The 18673-nt window shown below is 62.5% G+C and carries 17 protein-coding genes and 1 pseudogene; 2 read left to right on the forward strand and 16 right to left on the reverse strand.

What is annotated here, in order from left to right; all coding sequences use genetic code 11:
• The first annotated feature begins 4 nt into the window (after positions 1-4).
• Complete coding sequence (locus CUC44_RS17630; RefSeq protein WP_167388942.1) at positions 5-877, forward strand: LysR family transcriptional regulator; 873 nt, start codon at positions 5-7, stop codon at positions 875-877.
• 5 nt (positions 878-882) lie between these two features.
• Here the strand turns inward: CUC44_RS17630 and CUC44_RS17635 are convergent, their stop codons facing one another.
• The 13 genes and pseudogenes from CUC44_RS17635 to torC all read right to left on the reverse strand — a co-directional run bounded on the left by CUC44_RS17635 (position 883) and on the right by torC (position 15846).
• Entirely contained in the window at positions 883-2307 is a 1425-nt protein-coding gene (locus tag CUC44_RS17635) for a PTS transporter subunit EIIC (RefSeq protein ID WP_100861178.1), read from the reverse strand.
• An 89-nt stretch (positions 2308-2396) separates the two neighbouring features.
• A complete protein-coding gene (gene panF / locus CUC44_RS17640; protein ID WP_100861179.1) occupies positions 2397-3863 on the reverse strand; it encodes a sodium/pantothenate symporter in 1467 nt (488 codons plus the stop codon).
• A 115-nt stretch (positions 3864-3978) separates the two neighbouring features.
• Positions 3979-4206, reverse strand: a pseudogene (locus CUC44_RS17645) (DUF997 family protein); the annotation flags it as partial.
• A gap of 118 nt (positions 4207-4324) precedes the next feature.
• Positions 4325-5665, reverse strand: coding sequence for an acetyl-CoA carboxylase biotin carboxylase subunit (gene accC, locus CUC44_RS17650; RefSeq protein ID WP_100861180.1), 1341 nt, complete (start codon positions 5663-5665; stop codon positions 4325-4327).
• Positions 5666-5680: 15 nt separating this feature from the next.
• Entirely contained in the window at positions 5681-6142 is a 462-nt protein-coding gene (gene accB / locus CUC44_RS17655) for an acetyl-CoA carboxylase biotin carboxyl carrier protein (protein WP_100861181.1), read from the reverse strand.
• A 36-nt stretch (positions 6143-6178) separates the two neighbouring features.
• Positions 6179-6628 (reverse strand): type II 3-dehydroquinate dehydratase, encoded by a 450-nt coding sequence (aroQ, locus tag CUC44_RS17660; protein WP_100861182.1) that lies wholly within the window; start codon positions 6626-6628, stop codon positions 6179-6181.
• Positions 6629-6891: 263 nt separating this feature from the next.
• Positions 6892-7020, reverse strand: coding sequence for a hypothetical protein (locus CUC44_RS21415; RefSeq protein ID WP_279627835.1), 129 nt, complete (start codon positions 7018-7020; stop codon positions 6892-6894).
• On the reverse strand, positions 7017-8963 hold the full coding sequence (acs, locus tag CUC44_RS17665) for an acetate--CoA ligase (RefSeq protein WP_100861183.1): 1947 nt from the start codon (positions 8961-8963) through the stop codon (positions 7017-7019). The genes CUC44_RS21415 and acs overlap by 4 nt, the downstream gene beginning before the upstream one ends.
• 184 nt (positions 8964-9147) lie before the next feature.
• Positions 9148-10920: a sensor domain-containing protein gene (locus CUC44_RS17670; RefSeq protein ID WP_100861184.1), complete on the reverse strand. Its 1773-nt coding sequence runs from the start codon at positions 10918-10920 to the stop codon at positions 9148-9150.
• Between the two features lie 106 nt (positions 10921-11026).
• Positions 11027-11395 (reverse strand): hypothetical protein, encoded by a 369-nt coding sequence (locus tag CUC44_RS17675; protein WP_100861185.1) that lies wholly within the window; start codon positions 11393-11395, stop codon positions 11027-11029.
• 4 nt (positions 11396-11399) lie between these two features.
• Positions 11400-12068: a molecular chaperone TorD gene (gene torD / locus CUC44_RS17680; protein ID WP_100861186.1), complete on the reverse strand. Its 669-nt coding sequence runs from the start codon at positions 12066-12068 to the stop codon at positions 11400-11402.
• Between the two features lie 98 nt (positions 12069-12166).
• The gene (torA, locus tag CUC44_RS17685) at positions 12167-14659 is read right to left on the reverse strand and encodes a trimethylamine-N-oxide reductase TorA (protein WP_100861187.1); all 2493 of its coding nucleotides are present in this window, start codon (positions 14657-14659) and stop codon (positions 12167-12169) included.
• A 23-nt stretch (positions 14660-14682) separates the two neighbouring features.
• A complete protein-coding gene (gene torC, locus CUC44_RS17690; protein WP_100861188.1) occupies positions 14683-15846 on the reverse strand; it encodes a pentaheme c-type cytochrome TorC in 1164 nt (387 codons plus the stop codon).
• A 146-nt stretch (positions 15847-15992) separates the two neighbouring features.
• Between torC and torR the strand changes: the two genes are divergently transcribed.
• Positions 15993-16706, forward strand: coding sequence for a two-component system response regulator TorR (gene torR, locus CUC44_RS17695; RefSeq protein ID WP_100861189.1), 714 nt, complete (start codon positions 15993-15995; stop codon positions 16704-16706).
• Between the two features lie 81 nt (positions 16707-16787).
• On the opposite strand, the gene CUC44_RS17700 is transcribed toward torR, so the two are convergent.
• The 3 genes from CUC44_RS17700 to torT all read right to left on the reverse strand — a co-directional run bounded on the left by CUC44_RS17700 (position 16788) and on the right by torT (position 18668).
• Complete coding sequence (locus CUC44_RS17700; protein WP_100861190.1) at positions 16788-17192, reverse strand: GFA family protein; 405 nt, start codon at positions 17190-17192, stop codon at positions 16788-16790.
• Positions 17193-17214: 22 nt separating this feature from the next.
• Positions 17215-17511 carry a hypothetical protein gene (locus CUC44_RS17705; protein WP_100861191.1) on the reverse strand — a complete coding sequence of 99 codons (297 nt, stop codon included), beginning with the start codon at positions 17509-17511 and terminating at the stop codon, positions 17215-17217.
• Positions 17512-17615: 104 nt separating this feature from the next.
• The gene (gene torT, locus CUC44_RS17710) at positions 17616-18668 is read right to left on the reverse strand and encodes a TMAO reductase system periplasmic protein TorT (protein WP_100861192.1); all 1053 of its coding nucleotides are present in this window, start codon (positions 18666-18668) and stop codon (positions 17616-17618) included.
• Between the last annotated feature and the right edge of the window lie 5 nt (positions 18669-18673).

An 18673-nucleotide genomic window follows, 5' to 3' on the forward strand; every position in this document is an offset into this window, starting at 1 on the left:
ATAGATGAACAATGTAGAACTGGAGTTGATGGGGCTGTTCGCCACCGTAGTGGAGCAGGGCAGCTTCACCCGGGCGGCCGAGGTACTCGGCATGCCCAAGTCATCGGTGAGTCAGAAGATCTCACGCCTCGAGTCCCAGCTCGGGGTGCGGCTGTTGCAGCGCACCACCCGCAGGCTGAGCCTGACCCCGCAAGGGGAGCTCTATGTGGAGCATTGTCAGGGGTTGCTGGCGCTGGCCCGCAGCGCCAACCTGGCCATGGCCAGGCTGCGCAGTGCCCCCGCCGGCCGGGTGCGGATCACGGCTCCCGAGGCGACCGGTACCCTGCTGCTTGGCAAGATCCTGGCGGAGTTTCGCGCCCTCTACCCCGAGGTGGTGCTGGAGCTGACCTTGAGTGACGAGCAGCTGGATCTGGTGGGGGAGGGTTACGATCTGGCGCTGCGGGCGGCGCCTCTCAAGGACTCCAGCCTCATCTGCCGGCGCATCGGTCAGGTACCGCGCCATCTGGTGGCGGCTCCCGCCTATCTGGCGGTGCACGGGGCGCCGCAGCAGCTCTCTGAACTGGGGTTGCATGCCTGCCTGGTGCACACGGCGCTGCCGATATGGCCACTGCAGGAGGGGGGCTGGCGCGCGCAGGGGGCCTGCATCAGCAACAGCCTGCTGGCGCTGCGGGAGCTGGCCGTCAATGGCGGCGGTATCGCCCTGCTGCCGGATCACGTCTGCCGCGCCGATCTGGCGGCGGGGTCGCTGCAAAAGGTGCTGCCGGACTTGCCCGTTCCGCCCAATCCCTTCTATCTCATCTACCCGAGCCGGGAACATCTGGCCCCCGCCTTGCGCAGCCTGATGGACTTTGTCGCGGATCGGCTGCCCTTCGCCTGAGCCCGTCAGCGACTCTGGCTGAGGGGGGCCTTGCTGGGCTCTATGCCCAGAGGAACCGACTGGCGCTCTGCCAGCATGCGGATCTGCCCCTCCACCAAGCCGGCGTTGGGGCCCAGCACCAGCACCAGCTGATGGTCGTTGAGCACTATCCAGGAGAGGCTGCCGAGCGCCGTGAGCCTGCCCTGATCCACCAATCCCATGTTGCGTACCCTCAGGCTCAGGCGGGTCAGACAGACGCTCATGGCCTGCAGGTTGTCCATCCCGCCCAGCACCTTGAGGTACTGGATCGCCAGCATCTGGGGATCCGTGGGGGCGACCGTGGCGAGCCGGGGTAGCTCCTCGGCGAGGGGCTTGCTCGGCAGGCTGAGGGGAGCATGTTCCAGCAGCTGGGAGAACAGCAGGGCGTAGGCGACGAAGAACAGGATGCCGAGGGGGATGAGCCAGAAGCTGTGCTCACCGGTGGAGTAGCTCAGCACCAGATCCAGCAGACCGGCGGAGAAGTAACTGCCTACCTTGATACCAAGTCCGCTGCAGATGGCGAGCGACAGCCCTGTCAGCAGGGCGTGGGCCAGAAACAGCCAGGGGGCGGTGAAGGCGAACAGGAACTCGATGGGCTCTGTGATCCCCACCAGGGCCGAGGTGAGGGCCAGGGTCAACAGCAGGCCCCCTTGGGGCAGTCGCTGCATCCGCTTGCGATGGAGCCAGATGGCAAAACAGGCCCCCGGCAGGCCGAACATGATGACGGGGTAGAGCCCGGCCACATAGCCTTCGTGCAGGGGCTGGGCGCTGGCCAGCGCCTGCAGGTTGCTCTCACCCAATCCCACCAGGCTGCCCAGCACCTGATGCAGGCCGAGGGGAACCAGCAGTCGGTTCAACACGCCGTAACAGAAGGCGCCGAAGGGGGTGGTGAGCAGATGGGAGGCGAGCAGGCTGATGCCTTCTTCCAGCAGGGGCCAGAGCAGGGCGAGGGGGATGACCAGCAGCAGGCAGACCAGGGCCGAGAGCAGCATGCCTGGCAAGTCCTCCTGCAGGGGGCGCAGCCAGGCCGGCAGGCGCAGCCCCCGTGCCCAGGAGCAGACCAGCGCCGTGGTCAGCCCCGCCAGCAGGCCGCAGATCATGTCCGCATGCAGACCCGGCGCCAGGGTCGTCAGCGCCGAGCTCAGCAGCAGGAAATTGACCGCCCCGGCCAAGGCTTGTGCCCCTTGCCCCTGTCGGCTCAGCCCGAAGGCGATGGCCACCGCATAGATAAGCGGCATCTGGCTGAACAGGGCCTGGCCGGCGAGGGAGAGTACCGCCAGATCCAGCACATCCGGCTGGCCGAGCCGATAGAGCAGGGCGGCCAGGGGCAGGATGGAGACCGGCAACAACAGGGCATAGCCGAGCCGTTGCAGGGACTGGGTCAGGATCGTTTTGGCGTTCTTAACGGGCATGATCGCAGGACTTTTTGTGACATGGCGCACAGTTTACCCGCGAAACACCCATTTGGGGATAGGAAAGATCCCCTTTATTGATCCCTTTGTTATTTCTGATCAAATAATCGCCGAACGCTCTGATCCGGGGCTGGGGTCAGCAGGCTCACCACAATGAAGGCGATGAGCCCAAGCCCCAGGCTGGGGACTATGGCGTGCAGGCCGCCCAGCTTGACTCCCCACTGGCTCAGGACCCCGTAGCAGACAATGCCTGACACCATGCTGGCCAGGGCGCCCTGGCCATTGGCCCGGGACCAGTAGAGGCCGAGCACCAGCGGCCAGAGGAACACCGCCTGCAGGCCGCCGAAGGCGAGCAGGTTGAGCCAGATGATCATCTCCGGGGGTTGCAGCGCCGCCAGCAGCACTAGCGTGCCGAGGATAAGGGTACAGAGCAGGGAGAGGCGTGGCACCCGCACCTCCAGCTTCTCCTGCCGTTCATTTTTAGAGCTGAGATAGTTGAGGTAGAGATCCTTGACCAGGGTCGCCGAGGCCTGAATGAGCTGGGAGTCGATGGTGGACATGATGGCCGCCATGGGGGCCGCGAGGAAGACACCCGCCAGCCAGGGGGGCAGCACTTCCATCATCAGGGACGGCATGATCTTGTCCGGGCTGTCCATGCCGGGCAGGATGGCGCGGCCGAGCGCACCGGCCAGGTGCATGCCAAACATCAGTAGGGCGCTGACCACGGTGCCGATCAGGATGCCGCGATGCAGCGCCTTGCTGTCCCGATAGCCGAAGCAGCGCAGGGCCGAGTGGGGCAGCCCCACCACACCGATACAGACCAGCACCCAGAAGCTCAGCATGAAGGGCTGGGTCAGCATGTCGCCGGCCCCTTGCGGGCTCACCAGCTTGGGATCGATCACCTTGAGCTGATGGATGAGGTTTGGCAGGCCATCGCCGGCCACCAGGATCCCCGCCAGCAGGGCGCCCGTGCCGATCAGCATGATGATCCCCTGCAGGGCATCTGTCATGACCACGGCGCGAAAGCCGCCAATCACGGTATAAAGTAGTACGCAGCTCGCAAAAAGCAGCAGGCCCTGCTGATAACTGAGGCCGGTAGCGGTCTCCAGCAGGCGTGCCCCGCCGATGAACTGCACCACCATGGTGGCGATGAAAGCGAGGATGATAGTCACGGATCCCAGCACCACCACCCACTTGCTGCGATAGCGGGCCCACAGCATGTCGTTGATGGTCACCGCATTGACCCGGCGGGCTATGATGGCGAACTTCTTGCCAAGCACCCCCAGGGTGAGCCAGACGGTGGGCAGCTGGATCATCGCCAGCAGCACCCAGCCCAGCCCTATCTTGTAGGCGGCGCCCGGCCCGCCGATAAAGGAAGAAGCCGAGGTGTAAGTGGCCACCAGCGTCATGGCCAGCACCAGGCCCCCCATGCTGCGGTTGCCGATGAAGTATTCCTGCACGAAGTCGCCACCGGCTCGATGACGGCTGGCCCAGAAACCGACCCCCAGCACCAGCATCAGGTAGACGATGAGGGGCAGCATCAACTCAAGGTTCATGGCGGCGTGGCTCCTTGTTATCGGCATCGGAGTTATCGGAATCGGATCCGTGGCGTGCCTGGTTCATGGCTGGGCCCTGGGTGCCGGTGGCCTGCAGGGGCGGGGCGACGGCTTCCTCGGTATCCAGAGGAATGTCGACAAACAGGCGATCCACCATGAGGGCGCACAGGCCGATAAACAGCAGCGGCATCAGGATGCAACTGAGCACAAACCAGAGTGGCATGTCCCAGAGTTCCATCTCTTCCGGGATGAAATAAGCCGAACCATACCAGGCGGCGAAATAGAGCAGGGTGAGCAGCAGACAGAGGGCTGCTTCCCGACGGGCGAGTGCGAAACGGTTCACCTTGGCCTCCGACGAGTGAGCGGGGCGCAAGAATAACAAAAAAGGGCCATGTCGCCATGGCCCTTTTTTCACTGTCGATCCGATGGACCAGACATACATCTTATTTGATGCAGATCCCTTACAGACCCAACTTCTTGTGCAGGTAGTGGATATTGGTACCACCGTGCTGGAAGTTCTCGTCCTTCATGATCTCTTTTTGCAGGGCGATGTTGGTCTTGATCCCTTCCACCACCAGCTCGTCGAGGGAGTGACGCATGCGGGCGATGGCGATGTCGCGGTTCTCACCGTAACAGATCAGCTTGCCGATCATGGAGTCATAGTATGGCGGCACCTTGTAGCCGGCATAGATATGGGACTCCCAGCGTACCCCCAGACCACCCGGCGCATGGAAGCGCTGGATGAGACCCGGAGACGGCATGAAGGTCGCGGGATCCTCGGCATTGATCCGGCACTCGATGGCATGGCCACGGATGCGGATGTCCTGCTGGGTGATGGACAGGGGCTGGCCGGCGGCGATGCGCAGCTGCTCCTTGATGAGATCCACGCCGGTGACCATCTCGGTGACCGGGTGCTCGACCTGGATCCGGGTGTTCATCTCGATGAAGTAGAACTCGCCGTTCTCGTACAGGAACTCGAAGGTACCCGCACCGCGGTAGCCTATTTCGAGACAGGCGCGTACGCAGCGCTCACCGATGAACTTGCGCATCTCTTCGGTGATGCCGGGTGCCGGCGCTTCTTCTACCACCTTCTGGTGACGGCGCTGCATGGAGCAGTCCCGCTCACCCAGGTAAAGGGCGGTACCCTGGCCGTCTGCCAACACCTGGATCTCGATGTGGCGCGGGTTTTCCAGGTACTTCTCCATGTAGACCATGTCGTTCTTGAAGAACTGGCCTGCTTCGGACTTGGTCAGGGCGATGGCGCCGGCCAGTTCGGCCTCGTTGCGCACCACGCGCATGCCACGACCACCACCGCCACCGGCGGCCTTGATGATCACGGGGTAACCGATCCGCTTGGCGATGGTGGCGTTGCGCTTGGCATCGTTGTCCACCGGGCCGTCGGAGCCGGGTACGCAGGGCACGCCTGCTTTCTTCATTGCCTCGATGGCGGAGACCTTGTCACCCATCAGGCGAATGGTCTCGGCGCGCGGGCCGATGAAGATGAAGCCGGATTTCTCGACCACTTCGGCAAAGTCGGCATTCTCGGAGAGGAAGCCGTAGCCTGGGTGGATGGCGACGGCACCTGTCACCTCGGCGGCGGCGATAATGGCCGGCACGTTGAGGTAGGATTCACCGCTGGCAGGCTTGCCAATACAGATGGTTTCGTCGGCCAGGAGCACATGCTTGAGCTCCCGATCGGCGGTGGAGTGAACGGCCACTGTCTTGATCCCGAGCTCTTTGCAAGCGCGCAGGATCCGCAGGGCAATTTCACCTCGGTTGGCGATGACTACTTTGTCCAACATGGGTGGCGTTTTCCCTTATTCGATGATGAACAGCGGCTCGTCGAATTCGACGGCCTGACCATTTTCAACCAGGATCGCTTTGATCACACCGGCCTTGTCAGACTCGATTTGGTTCATCATTTTCATGGCTTCGACGATGCACAGGGTATCGCCGACATTGACGTGCTGACCCACTTCCACGAACGGCTTGGCTTCCGGGCTGGAGGAGCGGTAGAAGGAGCCCACCATGGGGGAGCGCATCAGATGACCGCTCGGGGTGGCGTCGGCAACTGGGGCGGCGGCAGTGGCAGCACCGGCAACCGGGGCGGCAACTTGCTGAACCTGGGCCGGTTGCATCATCATCTGCGGGGCAACGCTAACCTGGCCGGAGAAATTGCGGCTGATGCGAACGGACTCTTCCCCTTCGGAGATTTCCAGCTCGGCGATGCCGGACTCTTCAACCAGTTCAATCAGCTTCTTGATTTTGCGGATATCCATTAGCATTCTCTTTCTTCTTTATCTGATCAGTGATTATCAAGCCGCGCGCAATTGATGCACGGCCGCGGTTAAAGCGAATTGGTAGCCATCGGCACCCAGCCCACAGATCACTCCCTTGGCGACATCAGACAGATAGGAGTGATGACGGAAGGGTTCCCTGGCATGGACGTTTGACAGGTGAACCTCGATAAAGGGGATGGCGACACCCAGCAGGGCATCGCGCAGGGCGACGCTGGTGTGGGTGAAGGCGGCTGGATTGATGATGATATAATCCACCTGGCCCATGGCCTGATGGATGCGGCTGACCAACTCATGTTCGGCGTTGGATTGCAGGTGTTCCAGAGTGACACCGAGTTCGCCGGCACTTTGCTGCAGATCGGCGACGATCTCATCGAGCGTCTTGCTGCCGTAGATTCCCGGCTCCCGCTTGCCCAGCAGATTCAGGTTGGGGCCGTTGAGCAGGAGGATTCGGTGATGTTGCGACATATTGAGTACATCCTCGATGATAATGCTGCTATCTATCAGCTATCTGTGGACTACCAGAAATCTAGCCATTTTCTGCGCAATTCGGTGTGCCCTGGCACACAGATTTCGCAATTATATTGATTTCGTGAAAATTAGCAGCATTTTACTGGTCTAATCTCTACATCTGGTCGTTTATTAAGCTTTCTTGCCTTGTTACGGAAAGGTGGGCGGCGAAGACGACAAAGCCGGCGCAAGGCCGGCTTTGTGAAGAGGCAGACGGAAGATCAGGCCGCTTCGGACTTCTCGCGGATAAGCTTGTCCACCACACCCGGATCCGCCAGGGTGGAAATATCCCCAAGACTGTCGGTCTCGCCGGTGGCAATCTTGCGCAATATTGTGGAACGCATGATCATGCCGCTTCCGATTTTTCGCGGATAAGCTTGTCCACCACACCCGGATCCGCCAGGGTGGAGATATCCCCCAGACTGTCGGTCTCGCCGGTGGCGATCTTGCGAAGGATACGACGCATGATCTTGCCGGAGCGGGTCTTGGGCAGCCCCTCGGCCCAGTGGATCACGTCTGGCGTGGCGATGGCGCCGATTTCCTTGCGTACCCACTCCTTCACCTCTTTATGCAGCTCGCGGCTCGGCTCTTCCCCGGCGATCAGGGTGACATAGGCATAGATGCCCTGACCCTTGATCTCGTGGGGTACCCCCACCACCGCCGCTTCGGCAATTTTCGGATGGGCCACCAGGGCCGATTCAATCTCGGCTGTGCCCATGCGGTGGCCGGAGACGTTCAGTACATCATCCACCCGGCCTGTGATCCAGTAGTAGCCATCCTTGTCGCGACGGGCACCGTCGCCGGTGAAGTAGCGGCCGGGGAAGGTGGAGAAGTAGGTCTGTTCGAAACGCTCGTGGTCGCCGAACACGGTGCGCATCTGGCCGGGCCAGGAGTCGGTGATCACCAGGTTGCCCTCGGTAGCGCCCTCCAGCGGCTCGCCCAGGTTGTCTACCAGGGCTGGCTGCACCCCGAAGAAGGGGCGAGTGGCGGAGCCGGGTTTCAGATCGGTGACGCCGGGCAGCGGGCTGATGAGGATGCCGCCGGTCTCGGTCTGCCACCAGGTGTCGACGATGGGGCAGCGCTCGTCCCCTATGGTGCGGTAGTACCACTCCCAGGCTTCCGGGTTGATGGGTTCACCCACGGATCCCATGATGCGCAGGCTGGAGCGAGAGGTGCCTTCCACCGCCTCCTTGCCCTTGGCCATCAGGGCGCGAATGGCGGTCGGTGCCGTGTAGAGGATGCTGACGTTATGCTTGTCCACCACCTGGCTCATGCGGTTGGTGGCCGGGTAGTTCGGTACCCCTTCGAACATGAGTGTGGTGGCGCCATTGGCCAGCGGTCCGTAGACCAGATAGGAGTGGCCGGTGACCCAGCCCACGTCGGCGGTACACCAGTAGATGTCCTCCTCGTGGTAGTCGAACACGTACTTGAAGGTGAGGCTGGCATAGACCAGGTAGCCGCCCGTGGTGTGCAGCACGCCTTTGGGTTTGCCGGTGGAGCCTGAGGTGTAGAGCACGAACAGGGGATCCTCGGCGCCCATGGCCTCGGCAGGGCAGTCCGCGCTGACGCTGGCGACGGCGTCGTGCCACCAGATGTCGCGCTGGCCGTGCCAGGCGACATTGCCGCCGGTGCGCTTGAGGACGATGACCTTGTCGACCCGGGTCTCGGGGTTGGCGAGCGCCTCGTCCACGTTCTTCTTGAGGGGGATGGGACGACCGCCACGCAAGCCTTCATCGGCGGTGATGACGATGGAGGATCCCGAATCTATGATGCGGCCGGCCAGGGCTTCCGGCGAGAAGCCGCCGAAGACGATGCTATGGACGGCGCCGATGCGGGTACAGGCCAGCATGGCGATGGCAGCTTCCGGCACCATGGGCATATAGAGGCAGACCATGTCGCCGCGCTTGACCCCTTGCGCCTTGAGCACGTTGGCAAACTTGCACACCTCGGTATGCAGCTCGCGATAGGTCAGCTTGCGATCCTCGGCCGGGTTGTCCCCTTCCCAGATGATGGCGACCTTGTCGCCGCGCTGTGCCAGATGGCGATCCAGGCAGTTCGCGGAGACGTTGAGCAAGCCATCCTCGTACCATTTGATGGAGACGTGGCCCGGATCGTAGGAGGTGTTCTTGACTCGGGTGTAGGGTTTCATCCAGTCGAGGATCTTGCCCTGCTCACCCCAGAAGCCGTCCGGATCCTGCACCGATGCCTGATACATGGCCTCATAGCCTGCCTTGTCCAGCAGGGCGTTCTTACCTATGTGGGCCTTGACCGGGTAGACCTTGCTCTCGCTCATCTGTCACTCCTTTGAATACATTCTTGTAATGTTTGAGTAACAACTTATACCTTTGGTGCCCGAGGGCAATTAGACTTTTGGATAGCGTCTGGCAGAAGAGCCAAACCTGTCTGGTCGCTCAGGGTCAGACAATAAAAAAGGGAGCACATAGGCTCCCTTTTTTATTGGGTTGCGCGCTGCTGGATCAACACAAGGCGCTGCAGTGCGGCGTCAGTTTGGTTGCCAGATGGGATTTCGACAGCGGGTGACTGAACAAATAGCCCTGACCCTCCTCACAGCGCAGTGACTGCAAGAACTGGCGCTGGGACTGGGTCTCTATCCCCTCGGCGGTGACCGCCATGCCGAGGCTGTCCGCCAGGTGGACTATGGTGCGGCACAGCTCCCGGCTGTGTTTGTCATCGGGCAGGGCCTGGACGAAGGTTCTGTCTATCTTGATGCGATCGATGGGCAGGCTTTTCAGCAGGCTGAGAGAGGAAAAACCGGTACCAAAGTCATCGATGGCGATCTGAACCCCCAGCGCCTTGAGGCGGGTAAACAGACGCAGGCTCTGATCCACGCTCTGGATGATGCTCTCGGTGACTTCTATCTCCAGGCGCTCTGCCGGGAAACCTGTCTCAGCCAGGATGGCGGTGACCCGCTCCACGTAGTCGGGGGATTGCATCTCCCTGACCGACACATTGACGGACAATCTGGGTACCGTCAGTCCCTGTGCCAGCCAGCGCTGCCCCTGCTGGCAGGCGGTGCGCATCACCCACTCTCCTATCTGCTCTATCAGGCCGCACTGCTCGGCCACCGGGATGAAGCGGGCGGGAGAGATCATGCCTTCACTCGGGTGCTGCCAGCGGAGCAAGGCCTCCAACCCGCTCAGCCGGTTGTTGGCGAGATCCGCCATGGGTTGATAGAGGACGCGAAATTGCTGTTGTTCCATGGCCTTGAGCAGGCCCTGCTCCAGCACCATGCGCTCTCGCATCTGCTCGGCCATGCGGTGGGAGTAAAAGAGATAGCCATTGCGACCCCGGCGCTTGGCCTCGCGCATGGCATTGCTGGCCGCACTGATGAGGCGATCCGGGCTCTGGCCATGATCTGGATAGAGGGCTATGCCTATGCTGGCCGACGGAGTCACCCTGTCGTGCCCGAGCTCGGCGGGGGCGTGCAGGCTGAGTTGTAACTGCTCCACCAGCACCGTCAGGGTGGGCTGCCGATCCATGCAGGGGAGCAGCACCAGAAACTCGTCCCCGCCGAGTCGGACGGCGAGATCCCGTTGGCCCAGGCAGCGGCGGATGCGTTCCGCCAGCAGCCGGAGCAGCTGATCACCCGCCCTGTGGCCCAGGGTGTCGTTTATCTGTTTGAAGCCGTCGAGATCGATAAACAGCAGGGCAAACTTTTGCTGATTCAACTGGGCCGTCTTGAGCTCCAGTTCGAGCCGCTCCTGCAGCAGGCTGCGATTGCCCAGACTGGTGAGCGCGTCATGGTAGGCGAGGTGATGGAGCCGAGCCTGCGCCTGACACAGCTGCTCAAACTGACGGCTGGCCGTGCCCTGGAGCCCGATGGGAGTGATGTGCTGGTCCGACGCTCTTGCGAAGTCGTGCACTATGACGAGCAGGCCATCGGGGGCGCCATGCTCATCTTGCATGGGGCTGCAGATCGCGTGCCCGTGTCCGATCTTGTGGGGATGCAAGGCGCCTATGCTGCTTGGCCTGAACGCCGCCTGTCCCGCCTGCTGGTTGATGAGGGGCGCCTGGCTTGGGCTGATATCAGAGAGCTTGCTGCCGAGCAGCTCTGCTATGGGCAGGCCGCTGAACCCGGCGAAGGCCTCATTGGCATAACGGCATCTGAATTCGCGATCGAATATCCCGATGCCCAGAGGTGTCAGCTCAAACAGTTGCTGCCATTCATGGGGGGATAACTGGCCTGACAGATATGGGCCCTGAACCGATTCGGGTAGCGCTTTTTCCATGGAGGCTCCTGAATTGACTTTCTTGTCATTTAGACGCCTGTGTCAGTATGGCATGAAGTCATCAGAGGGAAAGTGAGCCAGGGAATTGTATTAAATCAAATGGATGTCAGCCTTTCTGGCGACCGAAGGCTTGCAGGCCGCGCACCAGCACCAGCATGGCCAGCATCAGAAAAGGGAGGGCGAAGGCTATCAGGGGCAGCCAGTGTGCAGGGCTGCCGCTGCTGTGGATGAAGCCGACCCAGGCCACCAGCAGGGCCAGCATGCCAGCAATCTGGAAGCGGCGGCGCAGTACCACCTCCACCCCGAGGTTGGCGAGGTAGAGGGTGAGCAGTATGCCGGCGAAACCGGTGAGCTGGGCCGCGCCATGGAGCTCCCTGTCCGGGTTGAACAGCAGGGCTGCCAGGGGAAGCAGGCCCTGCTGTGTCGGGATAAAGATGAGCAGCCAGCAGGCGATCAGCAGCAGGGCCGTTTTCATCAGATCAGTCGGCGGTTTGCGCCGGTTTGACCAGGTTCAGGTAGTTTGCGTCCATGTGGAGGAATACCCCCAACAGGCGGGCGCTGGCGCCATAGAAGCCGAACTTGTCGGCCTTGCGGCAGGCCTGCTCGAAATCGGCGAACCAGCCGAGCAGGTGGTGATGCAGCAGTTCTTCCTGCTCCTGCAACCACTGTTCCCGCTCGCTGGCGGTGGTTGCTTCGGCGGCGCGAATGATGAGATTGCCCATCAGATCCAGCTCGATGGCCAGGTGATCGGCGGGTTCCTTGTACTTGTCGCTCACATCGATGCCAAGGCGCGCGAGGCGGGCCTGCATCTCGGCCATGGGGGCCTGCATCAAGAGCTTGGCCTCCCCGCGATAGAGGGATTCGTAAGGCAGGGCGCCCTGCTTGGGATCGACCAGGAACAGACCGGCGAAGTCGGCGGCCAGCTCCAGCTGACGATCCGGGCGCACCAGCAGGCGGGCGATGGCGTCATTGAGCTCGGCCACGGCGTCACGCATGGGATCCAGCGTGGAGAGGCTTTTGAGGAAGCTGCGCACATCGTAGCTGTCATACTCGGCGATCTGGGGGTCGCTGAGCTCGGCGGCAAACAGGGTGGAAAACCACCAGTAAAGTTCGGCCCGGCGTTCGCTGGTAGCCATAAATTCCTGCATTTTTCCTCCGTGGATGACAATCGGGAGCCTTGATGGCCCCCGATTCTAACGACTTTAAAAATAAAGGAAACTCAAGGGGCGCTTTTGGCCGCCCCCGCTCACAGTGCCGGAAACATGGGGTCTATGCCCGCCGTCGACTCCGGCGCGCCAAAGGCGGTGACCGCGGGCACTGGGCCCTGGAATTTCTCTATCTCCACCAAGGTCGTGTGGGCCGTGGTAGCCTGGGCCAGGCTGGAGGAGCCTATGTCGGCGGTCAGCACATTGGGGTCGCCATAGGTGCACAGGGTGCCGACCTTGCCCCCTTCCAGCGGACCGTACCAGGCCCCTTCCTGAATGCGTACCACGCCGGGGGCATAGTCATCGGAGACCACCAGACCCGCCAGTACCTGACCGCGGCCGTTGAACACCCGCACCAGATCGCCGTCCTTGAGGCCACGGGCCTTGGCGTCCTGCGGGCTCATGTAGACAGGCTCCCGGCCCTGCACAGTGTAGGTGGCGCGATAGGCGTCCGAGGAGCAGAGCTGGCTGTGCAGCCGCTTGTCCGGGTGGCAGGACTGCAGGTGCAGCGGGTACTGCTTGCTGCCCGGGCCGCCGTGGGAGCGCTCGAACGGCTCAATCCAGACCGGATGGCCGGGACAGTCCGCATAGCCGTAGTTCGCTATGGTCTGGGAGAAGATCTCGATGAGACCGGACGGGGTACCCAGCGGCTCCAGATCCGGCTCCTGGCGGAACGACTCGTGGCGCACCCAGGGCTGGCCGGCCGGGAAGGTGACGAAGCCTTCTCCCTGCCAGAACTGGCTGAAGCGGGGCAGACGGATGCCGATGCCACGGCCCTGCAGGCGGGCGTCGTCATAGATGCTCTGGATCCACTCCAGCTTGCTCTTGCTACCGGTGAACTCGGCCTCGCGGTCGAAACGGCGGCAGAGGTCGGCGAAGATGTCGTAGTCGTCGCGGGCCTCGAACAGCGGCTCCACCACCTTGCGCATGGCCAGGATGCCGGCGTTGGAGTGAGAGCCCCACTGCTCTATATCGTCTCGCTCGTAGGTCGTCGTGGCCGGCAGCACTATGTCGGCGAAGCGGCAGCTCGCGGTCCACTGATGATCCACGCTCACCACGGTTTCCAGCTTGCGCCAGGCCGCCACCATCTTGTTGCGATCCTGCTGGTGGTGGAAGGGGTTGTTGCCGCAGAACACCGCCATCTTCATCTCCGGGTAGGTGATGGTCTGGCCGTTGAAGGCGATGGTCTTGCCCGGATTGAGGATGCAGTCCACGAAGCGGGCCACAGGGATGAACTTGGAGTACCCCTTCCAGTCGCCGTTGTGGATGGGTTTGACCCCGGGGATGACGGAGCTGAACCCGGACATGATGGGGCCCGTGCTGGTGATGGTGCCGGCGCCGTTGTAATGCCAGCCAAAGCCATAGCCGCCGCCGGGCAGGCCAATCTGGCCCAGCATGGAGGCAACGACCACCAGCATCCAGGCATATTGCTCGCCGTGGTGCATGCGCTGCACGCACCAGCCGCCGATGAGCTGGGTGCGGCCAGCGGCCATGGTGCGGGCCAGCTCGCGGATGCGGTCGGCGGGTACGCCACACAGGGTGGCCGCCCAGTCGGCACTCTTCACCTGGCCGTCGCTCTCGCCGAGCAGGTAGGGCAGGAACTTGTCAAAGCCGGTGGTGTAGTTCTTCAGGAACTTCTCGTCGTGCAGCTTCTCGCTGTAGAGGGTATGGGCGATACCCAACATCAGAGGCAGATCGGTCTGGGGGTTGAGGGCAACCTGCTCGCAGCCCAGGTATTTCTGGGTCTTGGACTTGACCGGATCGACGCTGATGACCCGGATCTCCCCCTTGGCTACCTTCTCTTTGAGCTGTGCCCAGTAGTCGTAGACGCTGTGATCCGGCACCAGCCAGCCCACCTGCAGGTTCTTGATGGGATCGGAGCCCCAGATGACTATGGTCTTGCTGTGCTCCAGCAAGAGCGGCCAGGAGGTCTGCTGCTCGTACACCTCCATGGCGCCTGCTACGTGGGGCAGGATCACCTGGGCGGCGCCGGTGGAGTAGTCACCGGCCTTGGCGAGATAGGTGCCGTGCAGGTTCATGGCACGGCCCAGCATGGCGCCGGCGGAGTGCAGCTTGCCCACCGACTGCCAGCCGGAGTGACCCGCGTAAAGGGCGCTCGGGCCATAGGTTTTCTGCACCCGCTCCAGCTCGTGATAGAAGAAGTCCAGGGCCTGGGACCAGGTCACCCGCACGAAGCGGTTCTGGCCGCGCTCGCGGGTGTCGGACTGGTGACCCTTGCGCAGCCAGTCCAGGCGCACCATGGGATAGCGGATGCGGGAGGGGTTGTAGACCACCTCGGCCAACCCCTTGAGCATCTCGGTCGGGTGCTTGTCGTGCTCGAAGGGCAGGGTCTCGACCCAGCGGCCGTCCACCACCCGGGCGCGGAAGGCGCCCCAGTGGGAGCCCGATTGCACCAGCTTGTCACCTGACTCGGCGGCCATGACGGCGCGGCCAAGCAGGGAGGGGCCGATCAGGGCGCTGGCGCCGCTGGCCAGCAGGCCACCCAGGAAACCACGGCGGGAAATGTTGATCATGATGTTATTCCTCTTTCGAATCCTTAGTGGCTACCCTGACCGCCGGTATCGGCGGCGTGGTTCTGCAGGTATTTGAGCAGGGTGCGCTCCTCTTCCTTGCTCAGGCGGTAGTAGGCGGACATCGCCTTGAGCCCGGAGATCCAGCCGTTGGCGGTGAAGTGAGCGGGATCCGGCGCCGCGTGGCAGGAGTTGCAGGTGGACTTGTACATCTCGCCGGCATAGTCCCAGATGGGTTGCAGCGAGGGCTCGAGCCCCTTGCCATCGACCCAGGCCTGGACCCGCACCTGCTCCCAGGGGATCTGGGTCGCTTCATCCATCTGCTGCTTGAGCACCTGCTCCTCCGCCTTGAGCTCATCGCGCAGGGTGGCGACGAAGACCCGCTTGCCCATGTATTCGCTCAGCACCCGGCCCTTGCCGTCCCGCTCGCGCCAGCCTTCGACCGACACCTGGAGACGATCGCCATTGCGGGCCAGCACCTGGATGCGGGAGGCGGGCAGCAGCTTGCCGACGGCTTCCGTGCTCTGCTCGCTGGCGTAGAGATCTTTCTCGGCCAGGGTGTAGAGGGTCTCGGCGGCGGGGGCCTCCTGTGCGGCCTCTTTGAGGCTGGCGAAGGTGGCACGGAAGCCGCCTGCCATGTTCGGCAGCTCATGGGCTATGCCCTTGTGACACTCGATGCAGTTCATGTTCTTGGCGGCGGCGTCCTGCATGGCCAGGGCGGCGGCGGGGGACTGCTTGGCGTGATCCATGTTGTCGTAGCTGTGGCAGGACTTGCAGGTCTTGGAGTTCTGGCTGCTCATGCGGGCCCACACCTTCTCCGCCAGGTGCAAGCGCCTGTCCTCAAACTTCTCCTGGGTGTCGATGCTGTGGCCTATGTACTCCTGATAGAGGTCGTTGGCGGCCTCCATCTTGCGGGCCACCTTGCCGACGAAGTCCTTGGGCTGGTGGCAGTCGGTACAGACCGCCTGCACCCCGGAGGCGTTCTTGAAGTGGATGGACTCCTTGTACTCCGGATAGACGGTGCTCTCCATGGAGTGGCAGGAGACGCAGAACTCCAGGGAGCTGGTCTTCTCGAAGCCGTAATGCAAGCCGACGGTGCCGGCCAGGGTCACGCCGACCCCGACCAGGATCAGCGCCAGCACCGACCAGCGGCGGCTGGGTGTGCGCAGGAAGTGCCACAGTTTTTTCATGGAAGGTCTCTCACATCGCTTTTTTGATGTGAGCCATGATAGGGAGCCGCTGTGAACAGGGTTGCCGGTAAAAATTAATGAATTAGGGGTATTTATGACAAAATATGAATAGAATAATCCCCCCTGTCCCTGCTGCGAGCCCTGCCATGCGCCACCACATTCTGGTCGTTGAAGATGACGTCGTGACCCGCGAGAAGCTGACCGGCTATTTCGAGCGGGAAGGGTATAGAGTGACGGCGGTGGAAGACGGGCAGGGGATGCGGGCCGCCCTGGCGGAGCAGGACATCGCCCTGGTGATGCTGGACATCAACCTGCCGGGGGAAGACGGCCTGCTGCTGACCCGTGAGCTCAGAGCCCGCAGCACGGTGGGCATTATCCTGGTGACCGGCCGCAGCGACGCGGTGGACCGGATAGTGGGGCTCGAGATGGGGGCCGATGACTATGTCACCAAGCCGTTTGAACTGAGGGAACTGCTGGTGCGGGTCAAGAACCTGCTGTGGCGCATTTCGCTTGCGACAGCTGTGCAAGGGGCGAGCGAGCCCGATGACGATGCGGTCTGCTTCGGCCCCTGGCGCTTCGACATTCCCCGTCGTCAGCTCAGCAAGGACGGGGTGCCGGTGCGCCTTACCAAGGCCGAATATGAGGTGTTGGTGGTGTTCGTCGCCCATGCGGGCCGGGTGCTCAGCCGGGAGCGGATCCTCTCCCTGGTGACCCATCGCGGGGACGGGCCGAGCGATCGCACCATAGACGTGCTGATCCGCCGGCTGCGGGGCAAGCTGGAGGAGGACCCGCGGGATCCCCAGCTGTTCGTCACCGTTCACGGCGAGGGTTACCTGTTTGCCGGTCAGATAGCCCCGTAGGCAGTGAATCAGGCTGTTTTCAGTGCTTTTTGTGAATTATTTAATAAGTGATTTTGCAATAAATAGTGGGTTTTTCTGCCATCAGACCGATGGTCGGGTCTCAAACTGAGGGCAGTCATCCCCTATCCGGTGCCAGGGCGCCTTGGAGCCGACGAAGATGTGAAAGCCCGGTTGCTGGCTTGGCACATCATCGAGTATCCCCAGCCGCAGATTGATCTTGCCGCTGCTGAGTTTCTGGCTAAACAGGCTGGAGCCGCAGTGGCGGCAGAAGGCGAGTCTGGTCTCCTCCGACTTCTGGAAGCGGGCGATGGCGTCGCCGCCCTGCATCACCTCGACCTTGTCCCCGTCCAGCCCGCCCACCGAGGCGTAATCCGAGCCGGAAAACTTGCGGCATTCGCCGCAATGGCAGTTGCCCATGTAATCGAAGCTATCCGGCAGGCGCAGCTTGACGGCGCCGCACAGGCAGCTGGCATGTAACATCTTCATCTCTTTTCCTCTGGCCGGCGTCTCAGGCCACCTGGTCATCTTCGGCGCGAAACAGCACCCGCTTGCACTTGGCACAGGCCCATTCACGCCGAAAGTCCGCCAGATGTACCAGACCGACCTCCAGTTGTTTGTGGTGACCGCAGTGGCGGCAGAACACTATCTTGCCGTCCACCGCTTCCGGGTGGGCGCTCAGGTATTGGGCCTTGGTGGGAACCTCCTCCCACTGGGTGGCGGGAACCCGCTTGCGCTGATGGGTGTAGTAGACCCAGTAGAACAGAAAGAACACGATCAGGATGATAAAGGTCAACAGGTGTTCCATCGCGATTCCCCCCAGGCTGGTGAAGCCATAATTAAAAATTCGATTCTAATTAGGATGTTATAAGAACCGCTTCGGCCAGGTTGTGATCCGCTTCGAGTTTTGACCTAGGGATTGGCTTCGTTTGTACCAACCCGGTAGATGGGACGGAAGGTGCCATCCGACAAGGTATTCGCCGGCTCCCTCAGGGGGGCTGTCAGGGTCAAAATGGGGGGGCCCATGACCCGGGGACACTGCGCCTCGCTGGCATCGGGCTGCCTGAGCAGGCAAACCGCCTGGGCCACCGAGAGGCGGCCCTGTTCACGCATCTGATCGCTGTTGGCGGCGAGGATCTTGCCGCGCAGCAGGCCCCGTTGCACGCCGTGGCTGAAGTAGGTGGAGAGCACCTGGGGGTGGCTGGCATTGTGCTGGGCCAGTTCGTTGACCGCCACCTCGGCGGCGATGGCCCCTCCCACCAGGTAGTCAAGATCGGGATGGCGGACCAGGGTCTGCTGCACCAGGGTACGCTGGATCTCGCGGCTGTTGTCGCCACGCCTCGTGATGACGAGCCGGATGGCGCTGCCGCGAATGGCGTCCTTGAAGCCGGATTCAACCAAGGCGGTGCCGCTACCCGAGTCGGGGCCAGGGAAGAGGGCGACCGAGACCGGCGGGCTGCCCGCCGGGTGGCGTTCTGCCAGCCAGTGGCCGATGCGCCAGCCCATCTGCCGCCAGGGCACGCCGACCTGGGCGATGGCAAGCCCCGGGGCGAGATCGTTGACCAGACCGAATACCGGCAGGGGCACCTGCTTGATAGCCTTTGCCAGGCCGTCATAGCTGACAGCGCCGAGCAGGATGGCGTCACTCCCCTCCTCCACGCATTGGCGCAGTTGCTGGCGCTGCTCGGCCTTGGCCCCGTACCCCCCCGCCTCATGGATCCGCAAGTTGACCCCGAGCCGCTTGGCTTCTTCCACCATGCCCTGATTGACCGACAGCCAGTAGGCATCGCGCAGATGAGGGTAGAGAACGCACAGGGTCAGTGGCTTGGGGAGGGGAGTGGGCCCAGCCCATTGCACTCGCTCGGGCTTACCGATGAAGGCGCCGTCCGGCCAGTGTTCCACCTCGAAGGCGACGGCGGGACGGACGAGCAGCGCGAGCAGAATGCACAGAGAGAGGCTTCGCATGGCAG

Origin of the sequence: Aeromonas lusitana, assembly GCF_002812985.1 — a bacterium.
Taxonomy (GTDB): Bacteria; Pseudomonadota; Gammaproteobacteria; order Enterobacterales; family Aeromonadaceae; genus Aeromonas; species Aeromonas lusitana.